Source organism: Streptomyces sp. cg35 (assembly GCF_050410835.1).
GTDB lineage: Bacteria > Actinomycetota > Actinomycetes > Streptomycetales > Streptomycetaceae > Streptomyces.
Genome location: NZ_CP191268.1, coordinates 1,324,693 through 1,345,230, shown reverse-complemented (window position 1 = coordinate 1,345,230; position 20,538 = coordinate 1,324,693). Strand labels below are relative to the sequence as shown.

The 20,538-nt window shown below is 69.1% G+C and carries 34 protein-coding genes, 1 pseudogene and 1 riboswitch; of the genes and pseudogenes, 27 read left to right on the top strand and 8 right to left on the bottom strand.

Annotated elements, in window-relative coordinates; genetic code table 11:
• Positions 1–15: 15 nt before the first annotated feature.
• The 4 genes from dxs to ACQUQD_RS06530 all read left to right on the top strand — a co-directional run bounded on the left by dxs (position 16) and on the right by ACQUQD_RS06530 (position 4,177).
• The gene (gene dxs / locus ACQUQD_RS06545; protein WP_428950997.1) at positions 16–1,923 is read left to right on the top strand and encodes a 1-deoxy-D-xylulose-5-phosphate synthase; all 1,908 of its coding nucleotides are present in this window, start codon (positions 16–18) and stop codon (positions 1,921–1,923) included.
• On the top strand, positions 1,920–3,305 hold the full coding sequence (locus tag ACQUQD_RS06540; RefSeq protein WP_428950996.1) for an aspartate aminotransferase family protein: 1,386 nt from the start codon (positions 1,920–1,922) through the stop codon (positions 3,303–3,305). Before dxs ends, ACQUQD_RS06540 begins: the two co-directional genes overlap by 4 nt.
• Before the next feature lie 70 nt (positions 3,306–3,375).
• On the top strand, positions 3,376–4,011 hold the full coding sequence (locus tag ACQUQD_RS06535; protein WP_428950995.1) for a helix-turn-helix domain-containing protein: 636 nt from the start codon (positions 3,376–3,378) through the stop codon (positions 4,009–4,011).
• Positions 4,004–4,177: a DUF6126 family protein gene (locus ACQUQD_RS06530; RefSeq protein ID WP_428950994.1), complete on the top strand. Its 174-nt coding sequence runs from the start codon at positions 4,004–4,006 to the stop codon at positions 4,175–4,177. The genes ACQUQD_RS06535 and ACQUQD_RS06530 overlap by 8 nt, the downstream gene beginning before the upstream one ends.
• 5 nt (positions 4,178–4,182) lie before the next feature.
• Here the strand turns inward: ACQUQD_RS06530 and ACQUQD_RS06525 are convergent, their stop codons facing one another.
• Positions 4,183–4,980 (bottom strand): tyrosine-protein phosphatase, encoded by a 798-nt coding sequence (locus ACQUQD_RS06525; protein ID WP_428950993.1) that lies wholly within the window; start codon positions 4,978–4,980, stop codon positions 4,183–4,185.
• Between the two features lie 377 nt (positions 4,981–5,357).
• Positions 5,358–5,543, top strand: a riboswitch (cyclic di-AMP (ydaO/yuaA leader).
• A 3-nt stretch (positions 5,544–5,546) separates the two neighbouring features.
• Here ACQUQD_RS06525 and ACQUQD_RS06520 point away from each other — a divergent pair.
• Complete coding sequence (locus tag ACQUQD_RS06520) at positions 5,547–6,302, top strand: M23 family metallopeptidase (RefSeq protein ID WP_428950992.1); 756 nt, start codon at positions 5,547–5,549, stop codon at positions 6,300–6,302.
• 86 nt (positions 6,303–6,388) lie between these two features.
• Here ACQUQD_RS06520 and ACQUQD_RS06515 read toward each other — a convergent pair whose 3' ends face one another.
• Positions 6,389–6,703, bottom strand: a complete 315-nt coding sequence (locus ACQUQD_RS06515) for a hypothetical protein (protein ID WP_428950991.1) — start codon at positions 6,701–6,703, stop codon at positions 6,389–6,391.
• Between the two features lie 245 nt (positions 6,704–6,948).
• Between ACQUQD_RS06515 and ACQUQD_RS06510 the strand changes: the two genes are divergently transcribed.
• From ACQUQD_RS06510 to ACQUQD_RS06460, 11 genes are all read left to right on the top strand, one after another.
• On the top strand, positions 6,949–7,332 hold the full coding sequence (locus tag ACQUQD_RS06510) for a helix-turn-helix domain-containing protein (RefSeq protein WP_428950990.1): 384 nt from the start codon (positions 6,949–6,951) through the stop codon (positions 7,330–7,332).
• A gap of 389 nt (positions 7,333–7,721) precedes the next feature.
• Entirely contained in the window at positions 7,722–8,057 is a 336-nt protein-coding gene (locus ACQUQD_RS06505; RefSeq protein WP_428950989.1) for a hypothetical protein, read from the top strand.
• Between the two features lie 6 nt (positions 8,058–8,063).
• Positions 8,064–8,336 carry a hypothetical protein gene (locus ACQUQD_RS06500; RefSeq protein WP_428950987.1) on the top strand — a complete coding sequence of 91 codons (273 nt, stop codon included), beginning with the start codon at positions 8,064–8,066 and terminating at the stop codon, positions 8,334–8,336.
• The gene (locus ACQUQD_RS06495) at positions 8,333–8,530 is read left to right on the top strand and encodes a hypothetical protein (protein ID WP_428950986.1); all 198 of its coding nucleotides are present in this window, start codon (positions 8,333–8,335) and stop codon (positions 8,528–8,530) included. Before ACQUQD_RS06500 ends, ACQUQD_RS06495 begins: the two co-directional genes overlap by 4 nt.
• Entirely contained in the window at positions 8,527–8,730 is a 204-nt protein-coding gene (locus ACQUQD_RS06490; protein WP_428950985.1) for a hypothetical protein, read from the top strand. The genes ACQUQD_RS06495 and ACQUQD_RS06490 overlap by 4 nt, the downstream gene beginning before the upstream one ends.
• Positions 8,727–8,951 (top strand): hypothetical protein, encoded by a 225-nt coding sequence (locus ACQUQD_RS06485; RefSeq protein WP_428950984.1) that lies wholly within the window; start codon positions 8,727–8,729, stop codon positions 8,949–8,951. The genes ACQUQD_RS06490 and ACQUQD_RS06485 overlap by 4 nt, the downstream gene beginning before the upstream one ends.
• Entirely contained in the window at positions 8,948–9,298 is a 351-nt protein-coding gene (locus tag ACQUQD_RS06480; RefSeq protein ID WP_428950983.1) for a hypothetical protein, read from the top strand. Before ACQUQD_RS06485 ends, ACQUQD_RS06480 begins: the two co-directional genes overlap by 4 nt.
• Entirely contained in the window at positions 9,295–9,591 is a 297-nt protein-coding gene (locus ACQUQD_RS06475; protein ID WP_428950982.1) for a DUF6083 domain-containing protein, read from the top strand. The genes ACQUQD_RS06480 and ACQUQD_RS06475 overlap by 4 nt, the downstream gene beginning before the upstream one ends.
• Positions 9,592–9,716: 125 nt before the next feature.
• Positions 9,717–10,631: a hypothetical protein gene (locus tag ACQUQD_RS06470; RefSeq protein ID WP_428950981.1), complete on the top strand. Its 915-nt coding sequence runs from the start codon at positions 9,717–9,719 to the stop codon at positions 10,629–10,631.
• A gap of 101 nt (positions 10,632–10,732) precedes the next feature.
• Positions 10,733–10,945, top strand: coding sequence for a hypothetical protein (locus tag ACQUQD_RS06465; protein WP_428950980.1), 213 nt, complete (start codon positions 10,733–10,735; stop codon positions 10,943–10,945).
• 140 nt (positions 10,946–11,085) lie between these two features.
• On the top strand, positions 11,086–11,391 hold the full coding sequence (locus ACQUQD_RS06460; RefSeq protein ID WP_428950979.1) for a hypothetical protein: 306 nt from the start codon (positions 11,086–11,088) through the stop codon (positions 11,389–11,391).
• A gap of 223 nt (positions 11,392–11,614) precedes the next feature.
• On the opposite strand, the gene ACQUQD_RS06455 is transcribed toward ACQUQD_RS06460, so the two are convergent.
• Entirely contained in the window at positions 11,615–12,031 is a 417-nt protein-coding gene (locus ACQUQD_RS06455) for a hypothetical protein (protein WP_428950978.1), read from the bottom strand.
• Positions 12,032–12,253: 222 nt separating this feature from the next.
• On the opposite strand from ACQUQD_RS06455, the gene ACQUQD_RS06450 reads away from it, so the two are divergent.
• Genes ACQUQD_RS06450 through ACQUQD_RS06425 form a run of 6 tightly spaced genes read left to right on the top strand, consistent with a single transcriptional unit; the run spans position 12,254 to position 15,254 of the window.
• Positions 12,254–12,496 (top strand): helix-turn-helix domain-containing protein, encoded by a 243-nt coding sequence (locus ACQUQD_RS06450; RefSeq protein WP_428950977.1) that lies wholly within the window; start codon positions 12,254–12,256, stop codon positions 12,494–12,496.
• The gene (locus ACQUQD_RS06445) at positions 12,496–12,798 is read left to right on the top strand and encodes a hypothetical protein (RefSeq protein ID WP_428950976.1); all 303 of its coding nucleotides are present in this window, start codon (positions 12,496–12,498) and stop codon (positions 12,796–12,798) included. Before ACQUQD_RS06450 ends, ACQUQD_RS06445 begins: the two co-directional genes overlap by 1 nt.
• Positions 12,795–13,022 carry a DUF7681 family protein gene (locus tag ACQUQD_RS06440; protein WP_428950975.1) on the top strand — a complete coding sequence of 76 codons (228 nt, stop codon included), beginning with the start codon at positions 12,795–12,797 and terminating at the stop codon, positions 13,020–13,022. Before ACQUQD_RS06445 ends, ACQUQD_RS06440 begins: the two co-directional genes overlap by 4 nt.
• The gene (locus ACQUQD_RS06435) at positions 13,019–13,615 is read left to right on the top strand and encodes a ParB N-terminal domain-containing protein (RefSeq protein ID WP_428950974.1); all 597 of its coding nucleotides are present in this window, start codon (positions 13,019–13,021) and stop codon (positions 13,613–13,615) included. The genes ACQUQD_RS06440 and ACQUQD_RS06435 overlap by 4 nt, the downstream gene beginning before the upstream one ends.
• Positions 13,612–14,733 (top strand): GNAT family N-acetyltransferase, encoded by a 1,122-nt coding sequence (locus tag ACQUQD_RS06430; RefSeq protein ID WP_428950973.1) that lies wholly within the window; start codon positions 13,612–13,614, stop codon positions 14,731–14,733. Before ACQUQD_RS06435 ends, ACQUQD_RS06430 begins: the two co-directional genes overlap by 4 nt.
• A gap of 38 nt (positions 14,734–14,771) precedes the next feature.
• Positions 14,772–15,254, top strand: a complete 483-nt coding sequence (locus ACQUQD_RS06425) for a hypothetical protein (protein ID WP_428957787.1) — start codon at positions 14,772–14,774, stop codon at positions 15,252–15,254.
• 85 nt (positions 15,255–15,339) lie between these two features.
• Here ACQUQD_RS06425 and ACQUQD_RS06420 read toward each other — a convergent pair.
• Together ACQUQD_RS06420 and ACQUQD_RS06415 are read right to left on the bottom strand one after the other, a co-directional pair.
• Positions 15,340–15,495, bottom strand: a pseudogene (locus ACQUQD_RS06420) (ASCH domain-containing protein); the annotation flags it as partial.
• A 14-nt stretch (positions 15,496–15,509) separates the two neighbouring features.
• The gene (locus tag ACQUQD_RS06415; RefSeq protein WP_428950971.1) at positions 15,510–16,136 is read right to left on the bottom strand and encodes an endonuclease VII domain-containing protein; all 627 of its coding nucleotides are present in this window, start codon (positions 16,134–16,136) and stop codon (positions 15,510–15,512) included.
• 61 nt (positions 16,137–16,197) lie between these two features.
• Between ACQUQD_RS06415 and ACQUQD_RS06410 the strand changes: the two genes are divergently transcribed.
• Genes ACQUQD_RS06410 through ACQUQD_RS06395 form a run of 4 tightly spaced genes read left to right on the top strand, consistent with a single transcriptional unit; the run spans position 16,198 to position 18,787 of the window.
• On the top strand, positions 16,198–16,452 hold the full coding sequence (locus tag ACQUQD_RS06410; protein ID WP_428950970.1) for a hypothetical protein: 255 nt from the start codon (positions 16,198–16,200) through the stop codon (positions 16,450–16,452).
• Positions 16,439–17,014 (top strand): hypothetical protein, encoded by a 576-nt coding sequence (locus tag ACQUQD_RS06405; protein ID WP_428950969.1) that lies wholly within the window; start codon positions 16,439–16,441, stop codon positions 17,012–17,014. Before ACQUQD_RS06410 ends, ACQUQD_RS06405 begins: the two co-directional genes overlap by 14 nt.
• Positions 17,014–18,582, top strand: coding sequence for a terminase large subunit domain-containing protein (locus ACQUQD_RS06400; RefSeq protein WP_428950968.1), 1,569 nt, complete (start codon positions 17,014–17,016; stop codon positions 18,580–18,582). Before ACQUQD_RS06405 ends, ACQUQD_RS06400 begins: the two co-directional genes overlap by 1 nt.
• Positions 18,583–18,601: 19 nt before the next feature.
• Positions 18,602–18,787 carry a hypothetical protein gene (locus tag ACQUQD_RS06395; RefSeq protein WP_428950967.1) on the top strand — a complete coding sequence of 62 codons (186 nt, stop codon included), beginning with the start codon at positions 18,602–18,604 and terminating at the stop codon, positions 18,785–18,787.
• Positions 18,788–18,895: 108 nt separating this feature from the next.
• Here ACQUQD_RS06395 and ACQUQD_RS06390 read toward each other — a convergent pair whose 3' ends face one another.
• The 3 genes from ACQUQD_RS06390 to ACQUQD_RS06380 form a co-directional block, all read right to left on the bottom strand.
• Complete coding sequence (locus tag ACQUQD_RS06390; protein ID WP_428950966.1) at positions 18,896–19,300, bottom strand: helix-turn-helix domain-containing protein; 405 nt, start codon at positions 19,298–19,300, stop codon at positions 18,896–18,898.
• Positions 19,297–19,671, bottom strand: coding sequence for a type II toxin-antitoxin system RelE/ParE family toxin (locus ACQUQD_RS06385; RefSeq protein ID WP_428950965.1), 375 nt, complete (start codon positions 19,669–19,671; stop codon positions 19,297–19,299). Before ACQUQD_RS06385 ends, ACQUQD_RS06390 begins: the two co-directional genes overlap by 4 nt.
• A gap of 222 nt (positions 19,672–19,893) precedes the next feature.
• Positions 19,894–20,094 (bottom strand): hypothetical protein, encoded by a 201-nt coding sequence (locus ACQUQD_RS06380; RefSeq protein ID WP_428950964.1) that lies wholly within the window; start codon positions 20,092–20,094, stop codon positions 19,894–19,896.
• A gap of 60 nt (positions 20,095–20,154) precedes the next feature.
• On the opposite strand from ACQUQD_RS06380, the gene ACQUQD_RS06375 reads away from it, so the two are divergent.
• Positions 20,155–20,535 carry a DUF1360 domain-containing protein gene (locus ACQUQD_RS06375; RefSeq protein WP_428950963.1) on the top strand — a complete coding sequence of 127 codons (381 nt, stop codon included), beginning with the start codon at positions 20,155–20,157 and terminating at the stop codon, positions 20,533–20,535.
• Positions 20,536–20,538 lie beyond the last annotated feature (3 nt).

The window sequence follows — 20,538 nt, the reverse complement described above, 5'->3', positions numbered from 1 at the left end:
GAAGGGGGCTCGAGCGTGACGATTCTGGAAACCATCCGGGGGCCGCGGGACCTGAAGGCGCTGAGCGAGGAGGAGCTCGGCGAACTGGCGGCGGAGATCAGAGAGTTCCTGATCCACGCGGTCGCGCGGACCGGCGGACACCTCGGACCCAACCTGGGCGTGGTGGAGCTCTCCATCGCGCTGCACCGGGTCTTCGAGTCGCCCGTCGACCGGATCGTCTGGGACACCGGCCACCAGAGCTACGTGCACAAGCTTTTGACAGGCCGTCAGGACTTCTCGAAGCTGCGCGGGAAGGGCGGCCTCTCCGGCTACCCGTCGCGGGAGGAGTCCGAGCACGACATCGTCGAGAACAGCCACGCCTCCACGGCCCTCGGCTGGGCCGACGGGCTCGCCAAGGCCCGGCAGGTGCAGGGTGAGCGCGGGCACGTCGTCGCCGTCATCGGCGACGGGGCGCTCACCGGCGGCATGGCCTGGGAGGCACTGAACAACATCGCGGCGGCCAAGGACCGGCCGCTGATCATCGTCGTCAACGACAACGAGCGGTCCTACGCCCCGACCATCGGCGGCCTCGCCAACCACCTGGCCACCCTGCGCACGACGGACGGCTACGAGAAGGTCCTGGCCTGGGGCAAGGACGTACTCCTGAAGACGCCCGTCGTCGGACACACGGTGTACGAGTCCCTGCACGGCGCCAAGAAGGGCTTCAAGGACGCGTTCGCGCCGCAGGGCATGTTCGAGGACCTGGGCCTGAAGTACGTAGGGCCGATCGACGGGCACGACGAGGGGGCGGTGGAGTCCGCGCTGCGCCGGGCCAAGCGCTTTCACGGACCGGTCCTCGTGCACTGCCTCACCGAGAAGGGGCGCGGGTACGAGCCCGCGCTCGCCGACGAGGCCGACCGGTTCCACACCGTGGGCGTGATGGACCCCCTGACCTGTGAACCGCTCGCCCCCTCCAACGGGCCGTCCTGGACATCGGTGTTCGGCGACGAGATCGCGCGGATCGGCCGGGAGCGCGAGGACGTCGTCGCGATCACCGCGGCCATGCTGCACCCGGTGGGGCTGACGAAGTTCGCGGAGGAGTTCCCTGGCCGGGTGTGGGACGTCGGGATCGCCGAGCAGCACGCCGCCGTGTCGGCCGCCGGACTCGCCACCGGCGGTCTGCACCCGGTGGTCGCGGTCTACGCGACCTTCCTCAACCGCGCCTTCGACCAGCTGCTGATGGACGTCGCGCTGCACCAGTGCGGAGTGACCTTCGTGCTCGACCGCGCGGGGGTGACCGGCGTCGACGGCGCCTCGCACAACGGCATGTGGGACCTGTCCGTGCTCCAGGTCGTGCCCGGCCTGCGGATCGCCGCGCCGCGCGACGCCGACCAGCTCCGGGCGCAGCTGCGGGAGGCCGTCGCCGTCGACGACGCGCCGACCATGCTGCGCTTCCCCAAGGAATCCGTGGGCGCCTCGATCGAGGCCGTCGACCGGATCGGCGGGATCGACGTGCTGCACCGGGCCGACGAGCCGCGGGTGCTGCTCGTGTCCGTGGGCGTGATGGCGCCCGTGTGCCTGCAGGCCGCCGAGCTGCTGGAGGCACGGGGCATCGCCTGCACGGTCGTGGACCCGCGGTGGGTCAAGCCGGTCGACCCCGATCTCGCTCCGCTGGCCGCCGCCCACGAGCTCGTCGCCGTCGTCGAGGACAACAGCAAGGCGGCCGGCGTCGGCTCGGCCGTCGCGCTCGCGCTCGGGGAGGCCGAAGTCGACGTGCCCGTACGGCGGTTCGGGATTCCCGAACAGTTCCTGGCGCACGCCAAGCGGGGCGAGGTGCTCGCCGACATCGGCCTGACGCCCGTGGAGATCGCGGGGCGGATCAGCGCCTCCCTGAACCTGAAAGCCGTCAGGCCGCCCGTGGCCGGCAAGGAGAACGACGTATGAGCAAGGAGTTCGACCTCGGCACGCTGCTGGCCGAGCGCGGTGCCGAACGGTACGAGCTGCACGCCAAGTACCTCAACCACCAGCTGCCGAAGATGCTCCACACCATCGGCTTCGACAAGGTGTACGAGCGGGCCGAGGGCGCGCACTTCTGGGACGCGGACGGCAACGACCACCTCGACATGCTCGCCGGTTTCGGCGTCATGGGCCTGGGCCGCCACCACCCCGTCGTCCGCAAGGCGCTGCACGACGTGCTCGACGCCTCGCTCGCCGATCTGACCCGGTTCGACTGCCAGCCGCTGCCGGGCCTGCTCGCCGAGAAGCTGCTGACGCACAGCCCGCACCTGGACCGGGTGTTCTTCGGCAACAGCGGCACGGAGGCGGTGGAGACCGCGCTGAAGTTCGCCCGCTACGCCACCGGGAAGCCGCGCGTCCTGTACTGCTCGCACGCCTTCCACGGCCTGACCACCGGCTCGCTGTCGGTCAACGGCGAGGACGGGTTCCGTGACGGCTTCGCGCCGCTGCTGCCCGACACCCCCGTGCCGCTCGGCGATCTCGACGCGCTCGCGAAGGAGCTGAAGAAGGGCGACGTCGCGGCGCTCATCGTCGAGCCGATCCAGGGCAAGGGCGTGCACGAGGCGCCGCCCGGCTATCTGCGGGCCGCGCAGGAACTCCTGCACAGGCACAAGGCGCTGCTGATCGCCGACGAGGTGCAGACCGGCCTCGGCCGCACCGGCGACTTCTACGCGTACCAGCACGAGGACGGCGTCGAGCCGGACCTCGTGTGCGTGGCCAAGGCGCTGTCCGGCGGGTACGTGCCGGTCGGGGCGACGCTCGGCAAGGACTGGATCTTCAAGAAGGTCTACTCGTCCATGGACCGCGTCCTCGTCCACTCGGCGAGCTTCGGGTCCAACGCGCAGGCCATGGCCGCCGGGCTCGCGGTGCTCTCCGTCATGGAGGACGAGGAGACCGTCGCGAACGCCCGGGCCATGGGCGAGCTGCTGAAGACCCGGCTCACCGCGCTCGTCGACCGCTACGAGCTGCTGAGCGACATCCGCGGGCGCGGCCTGATGATCGGCATCGAGTTCGGCCGGCCCAGGTCACTCAAGCTGCGCAGCCGCTGGACCATGCTGCAGGCCGCCCGCAAGGGCCTGTTCGCCCAGATGGTCGTCGTGCCGCTGCTGCAGAAGCACCGGATCCTCACCCAGGTCTCCGGCGACCACCTCGAAGTCATCAAGCTGATCCCGCCGCTCGTGGTGGACGAGGCCGACGTCGAGCGGTTCGTGGCGGCGTTCACCGCCGTGATGGACGACGCGCACAGTGGCGGCGGGCTGATGTGGGACTTCAGCAAGACCCTGATCAAGCAGGCGGTCGCCAACCGCTGACCGCCCGGAACGGTTTGCCTCTGAGGCAATAAATTTGCCCCTCGGGCAGGGCTCTGGCTGAATCGACCGTATGAGCCCTGCCCTCCCGAAGGAGGTTCCGGAGCCCCCGGAGCTGCCCGCCGTCGCGCCCCAGCTGCGTGCCCTGCGCCGCCGTGCCGCCCTCACGCTGGAGGCCGCGGCCCGCTCCGCCGGTCTGTCGCCCGCGCATCTGTCGCGCCTGGAGACCGGTCAGCGCCAGCCCTCGCTGCCGATGCTGCTCGCCCTCGCCCGCATCTACGGTACGACGGTCTCCGAACTGCTCGGCGAGACCCCCGCCGACCGGGACGCGGTCGTCCGCGCCCGGGACATGGAGGCGACCGAGGCCGGCGGCTGGACGTACTTCCAGGCCGGTTCCCCCGGCCGCGGCATGCAGGCGCTGCGGGTCCACGTGCCGTACGGCTCGCAGGGCGACATCGTGCGCGTCCACCCCGGCGAGGAGTGGCTCTACGTCCTCGAAGGGCGGCTGCGGCTGCGCCTGGGGGACACGTCCTACCGGCTCGACCCCGGGGACAGCGCGCACTTCGACTCGCTCACCCCGCACCGGATCGCCGCGGGGGACCCGGGCGGGGCCGAGCTCCTCTTCGTACACACCCTGCTGCAGAGCCCGACCGCCGCGCTGTGCCTCGGCCCGGCGGCCGGTCCGGCCCGGGAGGCCCGACATGACTGACATGAGCGACGCGACCGAGCCCACCGCCGGGGAACAGCCCGCCCGGCGGGACATCGAGGACAAGCTGCCGCGCGGCATCTGGGTCCGGGTCCTCGTGTACGTCTTCGCGGGGCACGCCCTCGCCGCCTTCATCTACCTGCTGTTCACGCTGGGCGGGGGCGAGTAGCCGGGTCAGACCAGGAGCCGCTCGCGCAGCCGGTCGCGCTCGGCCGCGGTGAGCCCCAGGCCCTCCTCGAAGTAGCGGTCCGTGCCGCCCCAGGTCTGCTCGATGGTGTCGAAGGCCGCGTGCAGGTACGTGGAGCGAGCGTCGAAGAGCGGGCTGAGCAGCTCCATGACCTCGGGGGAGTAGGCGTCGGCGGACGTGCCGCTGCGGCGCACCTTGTAGCGGCGGTGCTTCGCGTTCGACTCCAGGTAGTCCGCCTCGATCGCGTCGCGCTCCACGCCGACGGCGAGCAGCGTCACCGCGATCGACAGCCCCGCCCGGTCCTTGCCCGCCGCACAGTGCATCAGGGCGGGGACGCTGTCCTCGGCGATCGAGCGCAGCACGCGGCTGTGCTCGGCGGTGCGCTGGGTGATGATCGAGCGGTACGACGTGATCATGCGGTCCGCGGCGCGGCCCTCGGACAGCAGGGACCGCAGCTGCTCTATGTCGCCGTCGCGGACCATCTGCCAGAACTCGGCGCCGTCCGCCGGGTCGGACAGCGGCAGGTTCACATTGCGCACGCCGGGCAGCTCGACGTCGGCGCCCTCCAGCCGCTGGTCCGCGGCGTTGCGGAAGTCGAAGACGGTGTGCAGGCCGAGCCCGGCGAGGAACGCCGCGTCCTCGGCGGTGGCGTGGGCGAGATGGCCGCTGCGGTAGAGCACGCCCGGCCGCACGCTCCGGCCGTCCACCGTCGGCAGGCCGCCCACATCGCGGAAGTTGCGCACTCCGAACAGCTCGGGCTCGGTGGACGGGGCGTGCTGCGTCACGGGGGCTCCTCCCGGTCGGATCACCGGCGTTGCTCGCCGGCGGGCGCGCTCCCGACGATACGACATGGATTCCGACGGCAACCATGTGTCCGTTTTAGGTATTTATGCGCCAACTATCCGCAAGGGAAGGGAGATTGTGGCCGGGCGCGTGAGCAGGCTCATAGCCGTGACGGTGCGTGGCGGTCGCCTCGAATCCACCTCTCGGGAATTCCCTTGATTTTCTTGAAGGTATGGCGCCGGTAAAGCGCGACCGTCGACGCAGGGTGACACAGAAAGCTCTCAGTCGATCAAGAAAGCGGCACCATAAGTCAATTCGATGCTTGTCGCCGCCTTTCGTACTGCCTTACGGTCACCCTTCAATCCGGGCGGAACGCCTAGTCCTGCCACCGCCCGGACTCCGAACCACGACCCGTGACGGCAGGAGCGGGGGACCCACAGGCAGTACGCCGCCGAGGGAATTCCCCATGCGGCTAGGGGTGAAGTCGTGCTCGTACACCGGGCGCGGCCGGGCAACTCCAGCCCGAACCCGACAGCTCACCTCGCAGGCGACGGAGAGGAAATCCGCCATGCCCGCCAAGGGAAAGCACCGCCGCCCGAAGTCCCAGCGCGTCACGCGCGCCGCCGCCGTCGCCTCGGCCGGCGGGGCCGCGCTCGCCCTGCCGCTCATCGGCGCCACCGGCGCCCACGCGGCGACCGCCGACACCGCCGCGAAGACCTACACGGTCAAGGCCGGTGACACGCTCTCCAAGATCGCCAAGGCGCAGGACGTCGACGGCGGCTGGAAGAAGCTCTACCAGGCCAACAAGGACGTCGTCGGCTCCGACTCCGGCCTCATCAAGCCCGGCATGAAGCTCACGCTGGACGGCGCCGCGGCCAAGAGCGCCACCACCACGGCCACGCAGGCGAGCACCACCACGGCCGACTACGTGAAGCCCGTCGACGGCACCAGTGGCACGCCCTACCACCAGTCCGGCTCGATGTGGTCCAGCGGCTACCACACCGGCACCGACTTCGTCGTGCCCACCGGCACCTCGATCAAGGCGGTCGGCGCCGGCACCGTCGTCTCCGCCGGCTTGGACGGCGCCTACGGCAACGAGGTCGTCATCCAGCACGCCGACGGCCGCTACTCGCAGTACGCCCACATGTCGTCAGTCGGCGTCTCCTCCGGGCAGACCGTCACCGCGGGCCAGCAGATCGGCCTCTCCGGCGCGACCGGCAACGTCACCGGACCGCACCTGCACTTCGAGATCCGTACGTCGCCGAGCTACGGCTCCGACATCGACCCGCTGGCGTACCTGCGCGAGCACGGCGTCAACGTCTGAGCCGCGGCACCACGCGCGATCTTCTCGGCGCCCGGGGATATTCCCCGGGCGCCGAGTGGGTTTTCTCACCACGCGTCAACCCCTGGCTACGGTCGCGTATGAAGACTCTCAAGGCGATTCCGCACTGCGGAAGGATCGATTTTGGCCACCCAGGCGTTGCCCGGTTCGCACATATCCAGGGGGTTCACGCCGAACAGGTCGGCTGCGGCGTGCATCTCACGCATCAGCCAGTTTGTCTTCATACTGATGCGCCGGCTGACGCTGGCGGCATCGACAGGCTTGGCCGGCTGGAGGGCAAACCCCAGCTCCGCCCGAGTCAGCCCGGAGACTCTGAGTGCCAGGTCCACCGAGGCGGAGAAGTTCTTCTCCGTGTCCGTGGGCTCTATCCTCGCGGCAGTCATCTACGTCCCTCGTAGTTGGTCACGCGCCCCGTCGACGGGGACGCATGTAGGTCGCGCTTCCTGCGATCACTTTACAGCGGACCCCGCACGAATCGCACGCGAACTGAGAAAATCTCGTTCAGCTTGAAGTTTCCTCATGCGGCCCTCTACTGTGCTCGCATGATCCCCAACCCCCCGGGCCTTGCCCCGCTATGCCCATTTGTCGACACGGTCAGTAGCCGTGTCGGGCCTGGCGGTGACACGCGGTGAGCGCGCGCAACGACGTCATGTTCGGTGGCGTGGGCGCGGCCGACAGGATCGCCCACCGGGGTCCAGAGGGATATTCGCAAACGCCGCTCTGGGTTGTCCTGCGTTGCCGCAAAGAGGTCTGGCTCTACGACTACTTGCGCGCCGCGTACGGCGGCTACGACGAGGTGTTTCCCAGCATCAAGACGATCGCGAAGGACTGCGAGGTCTCCCGCCGAACCGTCGAGCGCACCCTGTCCCTGCTCATCGAAGCGGGCGCCATGTCCCGCAGTCCGCAGTACCGCGAGAACGGCGGACGCACCGCGAATCTCTACCTCACCGAGTGGTTCCCGCCGGAGCACCCGAGCCGTGCAGGGGCCTCTGCTGTACCGCCAAACGAGTGAAGACCAGGTCAGACCCCTGCGTCAAAAATGACGCACCCCCCTGCGACAAAAATGACGCACCCCCCTGCGTCAGATCTGTCGCACCCCCCTGCGTCAGATTTGACGCACCAAGAGACACATAGAAGTTGAGACACAGAGAAGGGGAGCCACACAGAAGCCGAGCCACACAGAACGTCGTGAGCCTTCGGCTCACTGCCTTTCCGGGGGGACTGTCGCCTCCCCCCGGGCCCCCATAGACACGTTCGCTTCGCTCACGCCGGTCTCGGCAAGCCGAGCCCCTGTAACCCCTGGGCTTATCGCCGTCGAGCAAGCTCCAACTACCTGATCTCTGAACAGAACCCCAGAAGCGCGTGCGTGCACGTTCGCGAGCGCGCGGAGAGAGAGCCCCGATGAGCGAGCAGCAGCACATTCTGTCGGCCGACGTCCAGAACACCCGGGGCGTCATGCTCTACGTCCACCGCGAGCAGACGCACGACACCGAGGAAACGCACGCTCGCGCTGGGCATTTGGGCTTCGGAACGTCGATGGAGTTGTCCGGGGTTATCGAGATCCTGAACGACGCGATACGCAGCAAGACGTCCGTGAAAGCCGTACGTGACGCTCTGCGCGCTGTTGCCGAGCGAGTCGACGCTCTCGATGCGGAGCGCGCTACAAGCCGCTCACAGGGGCGTGTGCCGCTTCAGCGCGAGGACGAATCCGCGCCCGATCCCTCCCATACCGAGTGAGGCACCGTGAACGACCCACTGACGTACGCCGAAGTCCTCGCCGTACGCGAGCGTGAACGCGAACTCTCCTACGCAGCCCAAGGCGTCCTCTCCCGCCTGCGCGCACTGCCCGTCGAGTGCCCCTACACCGCCGAGTCCCTGAGCCCCTGGACCGCCGACCGCGTCGACCGCATCCGCGGGTGCCTGCGTGAACTGTCCGCCGCCCGCTGGCTCGTGCGCTTCGACTACGAGGGCCTGGCCGACAACGAGGCGTACTACCTGCCCCGGGAGCTGGTGTGAACCCGAGCCCGGTCCGCAACACCCTGATCCACGTCGAGATCAAGGCCACCCCCGAGGGCGGTGAGACGCGCTGCATCGCCGATGCGTGGTTGCAGGTGCCGGCGTCGTCGTCGGAGGGCCTGCCCAGGGCGTTCGCCCGCGAGGTCGCCGCAGAACTGCGCAGCCTCGCTGACGACTTGGAGGGAGACCGATGACCACGGAGCCCGAGGTGTGGGACGAGGACGAGGCGCACATGGTGCGCCCGGTCGACCCGCACCGCTACTGCCACCTTCAGGGCCGCCACGACTGCCAGAAGCAGCCCGAGCTGTCGCCGGCCGAACGCGCCGAGCGGATCAAGACGCTGCGGGCGCTGGTCTCGCGCCGCAGGACGCCCAGCGCCGGGAGGGCCGGATGAGCCGGCGCACCAGGACCACGCGCAGCGGCTACACCTACACCGTGCTCAGCGCCCGTGAGATGGCGCAGCGCGTCGCGGAGTTCGGCGACTACTGGGCGTGGACGTGCCGGTACTGCAACGGCTACATCCAAGGCGGCTCCGGCGCCGTCGACGAGCACATCGACATCGTGCACCCCGAACAGCGCGACGCGGACCGGGCCATGGTGGTGAGGCGGCGATGACCGCACGTCCCCGACTGCGCCTGTTCCACGGGGGAGTCGCCGGCCTCCAGCGCGGCGACATGATCCTGCCCGCCGTCGCCGTCAACAAGGTCCACGAGCCAGGCCCGCACCAGCAGCACTACGACCCGCACCGCGTGTACGTCACCGAACTGCGCTGGTACGCGCAACTCTTCGCCCACGGCCAGCACGGCGACGTGTACCGGGTACGGCCCGTCGGTGTCCGGCTGCCGGACCGGGACTGCCGCCAGTCGTGGGTGTGTCAGGGCGCCGTCGTCCTGGACGTCGTCGCCCGGCATCCGGTCGAGGCGCCCGAGCGCCTCAAGCGGCTCGGGCTGGTGCTGCGATGATGACGAGCCCCGAGAGCCGGCCGCAGATCGCGCCGTCGCGCTGCATGTTCCGCCGCTGTCCCGACTGCGCGCAGCCCACCCACGTGCACCCGTGCGCGGACGGCTCGACCGTCGCGATGGCCCCGAAGAAGTACCCGGCCGACCAACTGCCGCCCGTCATATGGCGACACCTCGTACACGGCGTCGTACGGCTCGGCGCGGACCCGAGGGAGCCGTGGGTGGTGATGCTGGAGCACGCCGAGGTCTGCCCGGCCCGGCACCCGAGCGACCTGCTGACCTGGCTGCGACGCTGAACCCCATCTGATCTGCTGCTTTCTCGCCCCCGTGGCCTGGTGCGGGCATTGACTGGTTTCTAAGCAGTCAACGTTGCGTAGAACCAGAGTTGACGAAGCGTCGACCATGCGGCAACCTCTCTGTCATGGAGTCCGCTCAGAACGCCGCGCCGAACCCGGTGACGGCCGTGAACATCACCAGCGCCGGCGACACGCGTGACGGTGTCCCGCCGGGCGGTCTTGTCGAGCAGGCGGTGCGACTGCTTCAGCAGGCCGAGACGCTGCTGGAGGACGCTGTGATCGCGGAGCGCATGCGAGACACCTCGTGGGAGCGCATTGGCCTGGAGCTGGGTGGCGTGTCAAAGTCCGCTGCTCACAAGCGTTTTGCGGGAGTCGTAAGCAACTTCCAGGACGTCCTCGACGGTGGCCGGCGTGACATCCGTGATGCTGAGACTGGGCTGGATGTTATGGGCCATTCCAACGTGAGGTTCTTGACGGCGCATCAAGACGTTCTCAATTCCTGGTCTACCGTCCGCGAGATCGTGGACGACCAGGCCATCCTTGCGGACCTGCACGGCGCTGCTGTGGCCGTGCAGCGTGGCGGTCGCACGCACAAGAGGCCTGTGCAGGTAGCTGACGAAGGCGAGTCGAGTGCGCCGAGCGTCATGTTGCCGGACTCGGGCCCGGACATCGTCGTCACCGGCGACGGCGGTGCCCAGTACGTGATCGAGCTCAAGGCCACGGGGGAAGTTACTCGCGCGAGGCAGTCGCTCAAGCTGGGCGGCGGCAAGAAGCCGCGGCGGCTCCTTCACGCCGAGCCCGGCTATCTCTACGTACCCGTCGCGCCGTCGGGTGCACCGCCGAGTGCGGACGCGTTCGAGGCGGCAGTGGGTCGGGCACTCGCTTCTCTCATCGGAGAGCCGGAGCTCGACGATACGGTGCACGCGGCGCGGCGGATGCTCTCGCGGCTGGAGGCGGTCGAGCATCGGCTTGACCAGATCGAATCGCGGCAGCCGCCGGATGCGCTTCCCCCGGATCTCGACGGCAGCACTCCTGAGTAGGAAGACCCCCAAAAACCCCGGCGCCCCCGCAGCGACCTCCTACAGCAGCATGCGGGGGCGACCGGTCCACCAAGCAGGCCCTAACTAAGGACTGATCGGTTTTGACCATCATTATGCAACAGAGTCCCGTCGGTGGCGAAGGCCCCGAGCCCAACGTCTGGTGGGCGCTGGCGGCGGGCTACGCCGCGGGCAGTGCCGGTGCGGCCGGCGCGGTCGGTGCCGACGTCGGCGGCACGTCGGCGGTCATCGTCGCGCTCGTGCAGGGGGTGATCGGCGCCGCTGCCTGGGTCTACGTCCAGCGTAGGCGGCGGTAATCCGTGCGGCGGCCGTCGCATCCCGCGCATGGGGTGCGGCGGCTTAGCCGTACCGTCACAGACAGTCCGCGACGGTGACCGTACGTACGTTGCGAGTAGTCAATGGCGTAACGGTGCTGTACTGCGGATAATCAGGGCGTATGAGCACCGATCACATACAGAGCATCGCGCAGACCGCCCGCGCGAAGTACCCGGCGGGTCGGTGCCTGACCCTGCCGCGCTCCCACACCGTCCACGAGACCAGCCTCAAGCTCTGGAAGGGCCAGTGGATTCCGGCGCCGGCCTGCCACGTCGGCACCTTCCAGGACGTCGCCGACACCGGCATCAGCGTCTACGGCCCCTCGACCTGCAACCGCACCCGGTGCCGGGAGATGCGCGAGGCCCGCTCCGGCCTGAACCTCCCGCAGTGGCCCGACAACTTCCAGATGGAACTGTTCGCCGCCTGATTCGCCCAACAACTCTCGTGAATCGAACGGTAGTTGTACGGTCGAATGAGCCGGGGGAGCGGGAGGCCTCCCCGGCGCGCGGGGCCCCGGAGCTGTCGGCGGCACCGGGTCTTTCCCGCTACGGTGAATCCACTGACCTCAGCTCTTAGCGGTGCGGATGGTTGGTGGACAGGCCGAGCGCCCCGACCTCACGAGCGGGGCGCTCGACCCTTTCCCGGGGTGTTCAGTCGTCGTCGTCCCACTCGTGCCCGGTGATGCTGTCCCGGTGCCGCAGCGTCGCGGGATGCGGCGGGCGCCCGCAGACCAGATCGATGTGTTCCGCCTCCGGGTACAGCACCCGGTGCGCCCCGCACACCACGTTCGCGATGGCGTCCGAGCCGCGCACCGAGAGCTGGCGCAGTACGCGCCCGTCCCAGGTCTGCACCGTCTCCACGTCGTCCTCGACGCCCCACCGTGCCGGGTCGGCATCGCCGGAGTCCGCGTGAGCGCGCGCTGCGTCGCGCAGCAGGCCCGCCTGCCGGGCGCGCTCCTCGGGCCCGGTGAAGCGGTGGCACCGCCCGCAGTAGCCGTTGGCCACGTCCTTGGGGTGGTGCGAGGTCGCCGAGCACACGGGGCAGGTGAACGACGGGCGGGAGGTCATGACTCCCATGGTGCCGCAGCCGCGCGTAATTGATCACTTTCCAGGGCGTTAGGCGAGGTGGCCCGCCCGAGCCCACGCGGCTCCCCTTCCCAGGGTGCACCGGGGGAGTTGGCACAGATCGGGCCGGGGGCGGCGGGGCGTGAACCTCGCGTGCTTGACGTCCTGTCGTCCCCCGCATGGCGATCAACTCCGCATAGTGATCGCGGTGTTACCGTCGGTAACATGACGAAGCGCTTGAAAGGGACGGACCGGACGGCGCTCGCCGCCAAGCTCCGGACCGCCTACGAAGGCGGCTACTCGATCCGCCAGTGCGTCACGCTCTCCTCCCTCTCTTACGGCTGCACCCGCCGCCTGCTGCTCGAAGCAGGAACGAAACTGCGCACCTCCGGCCCGAGCCGCATCAACCGCTCCGTGCCCGAACCGCTCAGCGTCTCCATCCCCGCCCAGCGCACCGGCGGCCACTGATGACCAGCCACCTCGTACGCGAGATCCCCAAGCGCCACACCCCACAACGGCGCGCCCTCGCACAGGAGTTGAAGGACGAATACGCCTGCGGCGACCTCTCTGTCCTCGACGTCGCCGCCCTGTTCGGCCTCGCCCCCACCACCGCGCACACGCTCCTGAAAGAAGCCGGCACCGTCATGCGACGCGGCCCGCGCCCCGACCCCTCCTTCGACACCGTCCACCCCGACGGCACCCCACACCGGCACGTCCCCGGCCTGCTCGGCACGCTGCCCCTCCACACCCTGATCAAGGACTACGCATGATCGGCGCCGAAGAACTCGCCACCCGCTTCACGTTCCACCCCGCCAACGCCGCCCAGGCCGCCAAGTACGAGGAGCTGCGCGCCCTCGCCCACAACATGGCGCAGGTCATCGACGAGCACGTGCCCGACTCCCGCGAGAAGTCGACCGCACTGACCAAGCTCGACGAGGTCGTGATGCACGCCAACGCCGGCATCGCCCGCCGTGACGACGAGGCCGGCCGATGAGCAAGAACAGCCCCGAGCCCGCCTGCGCCCCCGACCTCGCGCCGCTGCTCGCCCCGATCGGCTCCGTCAAGCGCTACCCCGGCAACCCCAAGCGCCACGACCTCGACACGATCAAGGACTCCATCACCCGCTACGGGTTCTGGCGGGCCATCGTCGTGCAGAAGGCGACCGGCTACGTCCTGGCCGGCAACGGCCAGCACGAGGCCGCCGAACTCCTCGGCGCCACCAAGGTCCCCATCGTCACCGTCGACGTGGACGACGATGACGCCAAGCGCATCGTCCTGATGGACAACAAGGCCGGCGACAACGGCTACCACGACCAGCTCCTCGCGGAACTCCTCAAGGACGTGCAGGCCACCGCCGACGGCCTCGACGGCACCGGCTTCTCCGACGACGAGATGGACGACCTCCTCGACAAGCTCGCCGACGACGCCCTGTCCGGCAGCGACGATGAACCCCTCGGTGATGCCGACGAGGAAGACGCCACCACCGCGTGGGGCGTCATCATCACCGCCGGCACCGAGGCCGAACAGCTCGAACTCCTGGAGCGCTTCCAGGACGAGGGCCTGAACGTGCGGGCGCTGATCGGATGAAGGCAACCGTCTCCGTCTCCCACGAACTGATCCGCACACCCCGTGTGATGCAGGTCGAGGCCCGCTTCGACCTGCCGGCCGACGAGAAACTGGCCCGCACCTGGCAGGTCGAGGCGCCGATCGAGGACAAGGACTGGAACATCGGGCTGATCGTCGGCCCGTCCGGCGCGGGAAAGTCGACCTGCGCGAAGGCCATGTTCGGCGACCAGCTCATCGGCGACCTCGACTGGCCCTACCAGGGCGCCCTGGTCGACGCGTTCGCCGCGGACCTCTCGGTGAAGGACATCACCGCCACCCTCAACGCGGTCGGCCTCTCGACCGCCCCGGCCTGGCTCAGGCCGTTCCACACCCTGTCGGGCGGCGAGCAGTTCCGCGCGCACGTCGCCCGCGCCCTGCTGGAGAACCCCGAGCTGGCCGTCATCGACGAGTTCACCTCGACCGTGGACCGCCAGGTCGCCCAGATCGCCTCGGCCGCCACCTCCAAACTCGTACGCCGGCGCGGCTCCCGCATGGTCGCGGTGACCTGCCACTACGACATCGAGGAGTGGCTGCAACCGGACTGGGTGTTCCAGCCGCACGTTCCCCGCTTCACGTGGAGGCAGGTTCAACCCCGGCCAACCGTCACGGTCGACGTGCGCAAGGTGGACGCCTCGCTCTGGAAGGTCTTTCGGGTCCATCACTATCTGAGCGCGAACATGCCCGCCGGTGACTGCTACGGCGCGTTCGTCGGCGACGAGTGCGTGGCCTTCGGCGTCGTCGCGCACTTCCCCCACCCCAGCCCCAAGGCCCGCCGTATCCGCCGGCTGCGGCGCCTGGTCGTCATGCCCGACTGGCAGGGCCTCGGCATCGGAACCCGCTTCGAGGAACACCTCGCGGATCTGTATGTCGCCAAGGGCTACCGCTTCCGCTCCGTGACGACCCACCCGGGGCTGATCCGCTACTACCTGAAGAGCAAGCGATGGCACTGCGATACCCGGCCCGGACAGATGATGCTGGGCGGCGGCAAGAACGCCCACAAGGGCTTGGCCAAGCACCAGGCCGACCCACGGATGATGAACTGCTACGGCTTCGAGTACCGGCCAAAGGCCCCCGTCCCCGCGTCGCAGGCAAGCCCCTGACGCTCCCGCAGCTCGCGTACGCGTATGGAGTCGAGCTAGTGGACTGGAGGCCGGGAAACGAGCGCTCAACCGGACTGCTCGTGCACAACGGGCCCGGTCTCGCGATGGCGACCCTGGACGCGTGCCCCGGCCTGCGCTGGGCCCTCGACCTGACCGGCCTGGTCAAGCCTGTGCCCTACGAGGTGCGTAACTTCCTGCTCGGCGCCGCGCGCACCGCCCCGGTCATCGCCGGCGCCCTGGTGTTCTTCGCCGACAAGCCCGACGCCGCGCTGGACGCGCTCGTCGGGCTGTCCGGCTACCCGGCCCGCTTCGTGTTCACCGGCAACGTGCCCGCCTTCGGCCAGCCCTCGCCCCCGGTGCAGTACTGGCCGGTGTTCGACGACTTCGCCGACGCGGTCAACCGCGCCACGTCCACAGCGACAAACGTCCCTGCGCAGGGATCGGCTCGTCGAACAGCACGGGGTCGGACAGAAGCCAGTGGTAGTGCGCCTCGACGGCCCACGCAGACGGAGAGTCGGTGACAATGTCATGCAGCGTCACATAGCCCAGAATCGCGCCGTACACCTCGTCGACGGGCGTCATCTGACCCATGTGCAGACGCGTCGTGGGGTCGATGCACTGTGGGCGTTCGTCCGGCTTGTCCGGGCGCTTCGCGGCATGTACGTACAGGCGGCCTCGGTGCTTCGTCTGCCAGGAACGGTTCTCCACGTCTTTCAGGCCGTGCATGATCCGTCCGGCGTGCGGTTGTCGGATCGTGAGCACGTTGGGCAGCGAATTCACTGGTACCTCTCGATGTATGCGGCAGCAGTGCGCAGCCGGTCAGGGTCGTCGGCGAACTGTCCGAGACCTCGGTTGCACGCGTTGCACAACAGGCCCCGGACACGTCCGGTTGCGTGGCAGTGATCAACGTGGAAGAACTTCGATTCCTCAAGCGCCGTGCTTGGGCAGATCGCACAACAGCCGTCCTGCTCCGCGAGCATGCGTTCGTAGTCGTCAACGGTGATGCCGTACTTCTTCTTCAACGTCGCGTTGCGCTGCGAGCGGTGGTAGCGCTCCTGGTTCTTCGTGCGCCAGTCGTCCTGACGCTCCTTCTCGCAGTCGGCGCAGATGTGGTGTCCTTGCTGCACAAGGCGGCGCGGGAGTTCCTTGACCTCTCCGCAGCGTCGACACGACAGGACCCGTTCGTCGTACGCCCGCTGAATGTGCGCGCGGTACGCGTCCTGCGCCGCAACGAGGCCCGCGTACGGGCCCGGGTCGCGCCACCCGCACTTGCACGAGACGGCCCACATCCGTTGCTGACGTGGGTGCGTGACTTCCTCGGCGGGTGTCAGGCACTCAAACGCCCGCTTGTGTCCCGGCGGCTTCCGCGTCGCCATGTGTGCGGTGTAGATCGCTGCTTCCATACCCAATTCTATCGGACATTGCCCGCCTGACCTGGGCAAACGTAGCCACCCTGGGGGGCTTGTGAGCGCACGGATCACGCTGCACTGCGACACGCTCTGGCGCTACGGCGGGTGCACATCCACCCTGCTCACCGACGCCGCGACCATCGCCGAAGCACGCGCCGCCGGCGCCGGACTCGACTGGCGACACAGCGGCCGCCGCGACTACTGCGCCACCTGCTCGGGCAGCCGCCGCTCGCGCCCGGCCGGCGACGTCGTCCGCCTGCTCCACGCTCCCGAGCACGACGAGCCGGAGGGGCCCGATGCCCGCCGATAAGACACCGATCACTCTCGACCCCGACCGCGACCCGTGGGAGCAGCAGCCCCGCGAGAGCGACGACAACTTCCGCCGCTTCGAGGCGTACCGCGACATGAAGGACCGCAAGGTCCGCGCCCTCGCCGTCGAGATCGGACGCCAGCCCGGCTACCTGCAAAAGCTCGCCACCCGCATGCACTGGGCCGAGCGCGCCAAGGCCTGGGACGTCGAGCAGCGCCGCCGCGACGATGCCGCCCTCGAAGAGGCGCGGCGCACCCACGCCAAGACGATGGTCGCCGCGACCGGCCTCGCGCTGCGCTCCCTGCTCAAGGGCTGGAAGCAGGACCGCGAGTTCTCCAACGCCGAACTGATCCGCCTGCAACAGGTCCTCGCGCAGGCCATCGACCCCAAGACGGTCACCGTGCGCGGCGACGACGAAGCGCCGGCGATCCGCGTCACCGCCGTCCCCCTGTCCGAGGACGAGCGCCTGGCCGAGCTGCGCGCCATCGCGGCCGCCGCGGCGGCGCGCGCTGAGGGGACAGACGACGTAACCATCCGGTACGGCGACGAGGACGACGAGTAGTGCTCCAGTACGCCCCCGACCCCACCGAGCAGGTCGAGCGCGCCCGCTACCTCGCAGCCCTGGGCGATCCCGTCTCGATGGCCGTCTCCGTCGACGACTCCTTCAAGCCGCGCCCGCACTCGCGCCTGATCGGCAACGCGCTCGCCAAGGTCGCCGCCGGCAACGCCAAAAAGGTCCTCATCACCACCCCGCCGCAGGTCGGCAAGTCGACCACGGCCGCCGTGTGGGGCGTCTTTTGGTGGCTGGTGCGCAACCCCACGCACCACGTCATCATCGCCTCCTACGGCTCCGAGCTGGCCGACGAACGCGGCCGGCAGATCCGCAAGCTGATCCGCACCTACGGCCACCTGTTCAACCTCTACCTGTCCCCGGACCGCTCCAGCGTCTCGGACTGGCGCCTGACGACCGGCGGGGGAGTGCGCTGCGCGGGCATGGGCGGCTCGCTGACCGGCCACCCCTGTGACTTCCTCGTCGTCGACGACCCCCACAAGAACCGGGCGGAGACCGACTCCCCGACCGTGCGCAAGCGCGTCGCGAACTCCTACTCCTCCGACCTCGTCTCACGCCTCTCACCCGGGGCGCCGACGCTGCTGATCCTCACGCGCTGGCACGAGGACGACCTCGCCGGCCGCCTGCTCAAGGCCGAGGGCCGCGTCGAGGACGGCGGCGAGTGGACCGTCATCCACCTGCCCGCCCTCGCCGACCTCGACCTCACCCCCGACGGCGACCCGCTCGGGCGCAAGCAGGGCGAACCCCTCTCCCACCCCAAGATCCCCACCCGCGACAAGGGCGCCCTCCTCGCGCACTGGTACAGCAAGCGCAGCGGCTCCACCCCCTACGACTGGGGCGCCCTCTACCAGGGCAACCCCCAGCCCACCGAAGGCGCACTCGTCACCGCCGAGCTCATGCGCGAGCGCACCCACCTGACCGGCATCCCCGGCCCGCGCCGCGTCGGCGTCGCCGTCGACCCTTCCGGCGGCGGACGCGACCAGGCCGGCGTCATCGGCGGCCACATCGGCACCGACAAGCGCCTGTACTGGACGCACGACCGCTCCGGACACATGACCTCCGACCAGTGGTCACGCGCCGCGTGCACGCTCGCCATGGAGACCAACGCCTCGGTCATCTACGTCGAGAAGAACTTCGGCGGCGACCAGGCCGAGCTGGTGGTGAAGACCGCGTGGAAGATGCTGCGCGAGGAGTGGCCGGACGAGCACGACGGCGAGCCCAACCCCTACGACAAGATCCCGCCGCTCGTCGAGGCGAAGTCCGCGAAGGTCGGCAAGATGCTGCGCGCCGAACCGGTCGCCGGCCAGATCCGCGAGGACCGCATCCGCCTCGCCGAGCACATGCCCGAGCTGGTCAAGGAGTGGTGCACCTTCCAGGTCGACTCCTCCTGGTCGCCCGGCCGCATCGACGCATCCGTCCTGCTCTCCGACCAGCTCCTCGGCCCGCCGTCGACCGGGCACGCCGTGAACAGCCCGCAGGGCTCACGCCAGGAGATCGCAAACCGCGCCGCACAGCAGCGCGGCGGCCCGCGCATCGGCAAGCGCTCCTACGGCGGTTGACGCCTGCCATCCTGGGGGCATGACTGACGCAGACCAGCCGGACGACCAAGACACCTTCATGGACGCACTGGTCGGTGCGATGAGCGGTCCAGGGATGCCGGAAGTGAACTCCGTTGCCTTGGAGACCGACCGGGGGATTGAGGTTATGTACGAGGACGGCGGCATCCTCCAGATCCCGGCCTCGCTGCTGCCGAAGCGGTTGTAGAGTCTCGGCGCCGGGCCTGTGGGGCACAGCGCGCTGAACGGGCCGCACCGTTGCGCCCGCCCCTAAACCGGCAACGGCCCCCCGACTACTACGCGGGGGGCCGTGCGCTTAGTTGGCGACGCGGTGATCGGCTTCGTCGGCGACGATCACCTGTACTGCGCCGTGGGTCTCGATCTCCAGGTCGGAGCGGAACTCGCCCAGCGGGCGGAAGTCGAAGGCGGGGTTGTCCTCGTCGAGGTCGATGACGAGGTGCGAGACGAGTGCCGTGGCAAGACGCTGGAGCAGCGGCAGCGTGGGCACGTGGCCTCCGCCCTCGATCGCGGACACCTTCGGCTGGCTCAGCCCGGCGCGCTCGGCGAGCTGGGCCTGCGTCAGTCCCAGCTTCGTGCGCCGGTCGTACAGTGCCTCGGCGAGTGCGAGGGCGTATCCGGCCTCGACGTACTCGGGCGTCGGCGTGACGCGCTCACCGAGAGCGCGACGGGTGCGCGTGGTCTTCCACTGAGAGTGGTTCATGACTCCGCCTCGCTTCGGTCGTAGGTATGGGTTGCAGCGTCGTGGTCGGCCTCGCACATCTTCTGGGCGTCCGTGGCTCGACTGACTTCGGTCTGTTCGCTGTTGCGTGTCTTGCGGAACACCGTCAGCAGCACGACGCGTTGGCCTGGGGCGAGCCAGTATGTGATGCGCCGAGCGTCGTCGCCCAGGTGGAACCGCAGCTCACGCACCTTGTCGCGCAGGGGTTTGCTGAGCGGCATGGACAGCGCGAGCGGGTCGGGCAACAGTCGGTCGACGACGCGTTCCACGCGTGAGTAGTCGCCGTCGGAGAGCAGGTCGAGCCAGTCCCGCACTTCGGGCTCGATCTCGATCGTCCATCGTTCCTCGCTCACAGACACAGTATATCGAAATCGGTATGTGAACGCGGGGTCGGTTCGCGGACGGCCCCGACGCTTTGCGCAGTCGCCGGGGCCGCCTCGGGGCCGTTGCTGTGACACAAAGGGCGGCGTCCTATACCGCCTGCTCGGCCCGGCTCACGAGTGCCCTATGCCAAACTGGAATATTCGTTTCAAATACACCAAAAAGTGCACATGGTGTAAAGGTTCTGAAACGCTTCAGTGCTCAACGCCGGGCAATTCTTCGTCCGGCGGCTCGTATCGCAGGTCACCCCTGGGGCGTGCGCGCCATTGCGTCGGGTCCATGGCGATGTCGGCCAGGCATGAGGGGGTGGGGCGTTTCCCGGCCGCGAGCCCGACGGCGATGACGACCGGTGCGGCAAGCAGGGCGCGGCGTGTCAGTTCGATGACGTCCTCCATTCGTGACTCTACGCAACAGATTCTTCACTGAAACGGTAGATAGGCCGTAGGATTTGCGGCGTGACGATCACTTTGTGGGCATTCTTCCTTGTGACGCTGGGTGCGGCGAGGATCACGCGCCTAGTGACGACCGACACCATCGCGGCCCCTGTGCGCGACCGATTCGCCGCGCGGGCCCTCGCCTCCTACAAGGCGGACCTCGCCCAGGCCGGCGACGACAAGGAAGCGCGCGAGGCGCTCAAGCCCGTCACGGAACGCGGCCTGTACGCGGGCCTCACCTGCGCCTGGTGCGTCGGCTTCTGGGCCGTCCTCGTCGCCTACGTGATCGTGCACCTGCTCACGCACTGGCCCGACACCGCGCTGGGCTGGTTCGCCGCCGCGGCACAGGTCCTCGCCGCGTCCTGGCTCGTCGGCGCCCTCAACACGCGTTACGCCCGGTAACCC

Excerpts from the sequence above, each read along its gene's own strand:
- ACQUQD_RS06540 (WP_428950996.1), top strand. The coding sequence starts at position 1,920 with ATGAGCAAGGAGTTCGACCTCGGCACGCTGCTGGCCGAGCGCGGTGCC.
- ACQUQD_RS06535 (WP_428950995.1), top strand. The coding sequence starts at position 3,376 with ATGAGCCCTGCCCTCCCGAAGGAGGTTCCGGAGCCCCCGGAGCTGCCC.
- ACQUQD_RS06530 (WP_428950994.1), top strand. The coding sequence starts at position 4,004 with ATGACTGACATGAGCGACGCGACCGAGCCCACCGCCGGGGAACAGCCC.
- ACQUQD_RS06520 (WP_428950992.1), top strand. The coding sequence starts at position 5,547 with ATGCCCGCCAAGGGAAAGCACCGCCGCCCGAAGTCCCAGCGCGTCACG.
- ACQUQD_RS06515 (WP_428950991.1), bottom strand. The coding sequence starts at position 6,703 with ATGACTGCCGCGAGGATAGAGCCCACGGACACGGAGAAGAACTTCTCC.
- ACQUQD_RS06505 (WP_428950989.1), top strand. The coding sequence starts at position 7,722 with ATGAGCGAGCAGCAGCACATTCTGTCGGCCGACGTCCAGAACACCCGG.
- ACQUQD_RS06490 (WP_428950985.1), top strand. The coding sequence starts at position 8,527 with ATGACCACGGAGCCCGAGGTGTGGGACGAGGACGAGGCGCACATGGTG.
- ACQUQD_RS06485 (WP_428950984.1), top strand. The coding sequence starts at position 8,727 with ATGAGCCGGCGCACCAGGACCACGCGCAGCGGCTACACCTACACCGTG.
- ACQUQD_RS06480 (WP_428950983.1), top strand. The coding sequence starts at position 8,948 with ATGACCGCACGTCCCCGACTGCGCCTGTTCCACGGGGGAGTCGCCGGC.
- ACQUQD_RS06475 (WP_428950982.1), top strand. The coding sequence starts at position 9,295 with ATGATGACGAGCCCCGAGAGCCGGCCGCAGATCGCGCCGTCGCGCTGC.
- ACQUQD_RS06470 (WP_428950981.1), top strand. The coding sequence starts at position 9,717 with ATGGAGTCCGCTCAGAACGCCGCGCCGAACCCGGTGACGGCCGTGAAC.
- ACQUQD_RS06460 (WP_428950979.1), top strand. The coding sequence starts at position 11,086 with ATGAGCACCGATCACATACAGAGCATCGCGCAGACCGCCCGCGCGAAG.
- ACQUQD_RS06455 (WP_428950978.1), bottom strand. The coding sequence starts at position 12,031 with ATGACCTCCCGCCCGTCGTTCACCTGCCCCGTGTGCTCGGCGACCTCG.
- ACQUQD_RS06450 (WP_428950977.1), top strand. The coding sequence starts at position 12,254 with ATGACGAAGCGCTTGAAAGGGACGGACCGGACGGCGCTCGCCGCCAAG.
- ACQUQD_RS06445 (WP_428950976.1), top strand. The coding sequence starts at position 12,496 with ATGACCAGCCACCTCGTACGCGAGATCCCCAAGCGCCACACCCCACAA.
- ACQUQD_RS06440 (WP_428950975.1), top strand. The coding sequence starts at position 12,795 with ATGATCGGCGCCGAAGAACTCGCCACCCGCTTCACGTTCCACCCCGCC.
- ACQUQD_RS06435 (WP_428950974.1), top strand. The coding sequence starts at position 13,019 with ATGAGCAAGAACAGCCCCGAGCCCGCCTGCGCCCCCGACCTCGCGCCG.
- ACQUQD_RS06430 (WP_428950973.1), top strand. The coding sequence starts at position 13,612 with ATGAAGGCAACCGTCTCCGTCTCCCACGAACTGATCCGCACACCCCGT.
- ACQUQD_RS06415 (WP_428950971.1), bottom strand. The coding sequence starts at position 16,136 with ATGGAAGCAGCGATCTACACCGCACACATGGCGACGCGGAAGCCGCCG.
- ACQUQD_RS06405 (WP_428950969.1), top strand. The coding sequence starts at position 16,439 with ATGCCCGCCGATAAGACACCGATCACTCTCGACCCCGACCGCGACCCG.
- ACQUQD_RS06395 (WP_428950967.1), top strand. The coding sequence starts at position 18,602 with ATGACTGACGCAGACCAGCCGGACGACCAAGACACCTTCATGGACGCA.
- ACQUQD_RS06390 (WP_428950966.1), bottom strand. The coding sequence starts at position 19,300 with ATGAACCACTCTCAGTGGAAGACCACGCGCACCCGTCGCGCTCTCGGT.
- ACQUQD_RS06380 (WP_428950964.1), bottom strand. The coding sequence starts at position 20,094 with ATGGAGGACGTCATCGAACTGACACGCCGCGCCCTGCTTGCCGCACCG.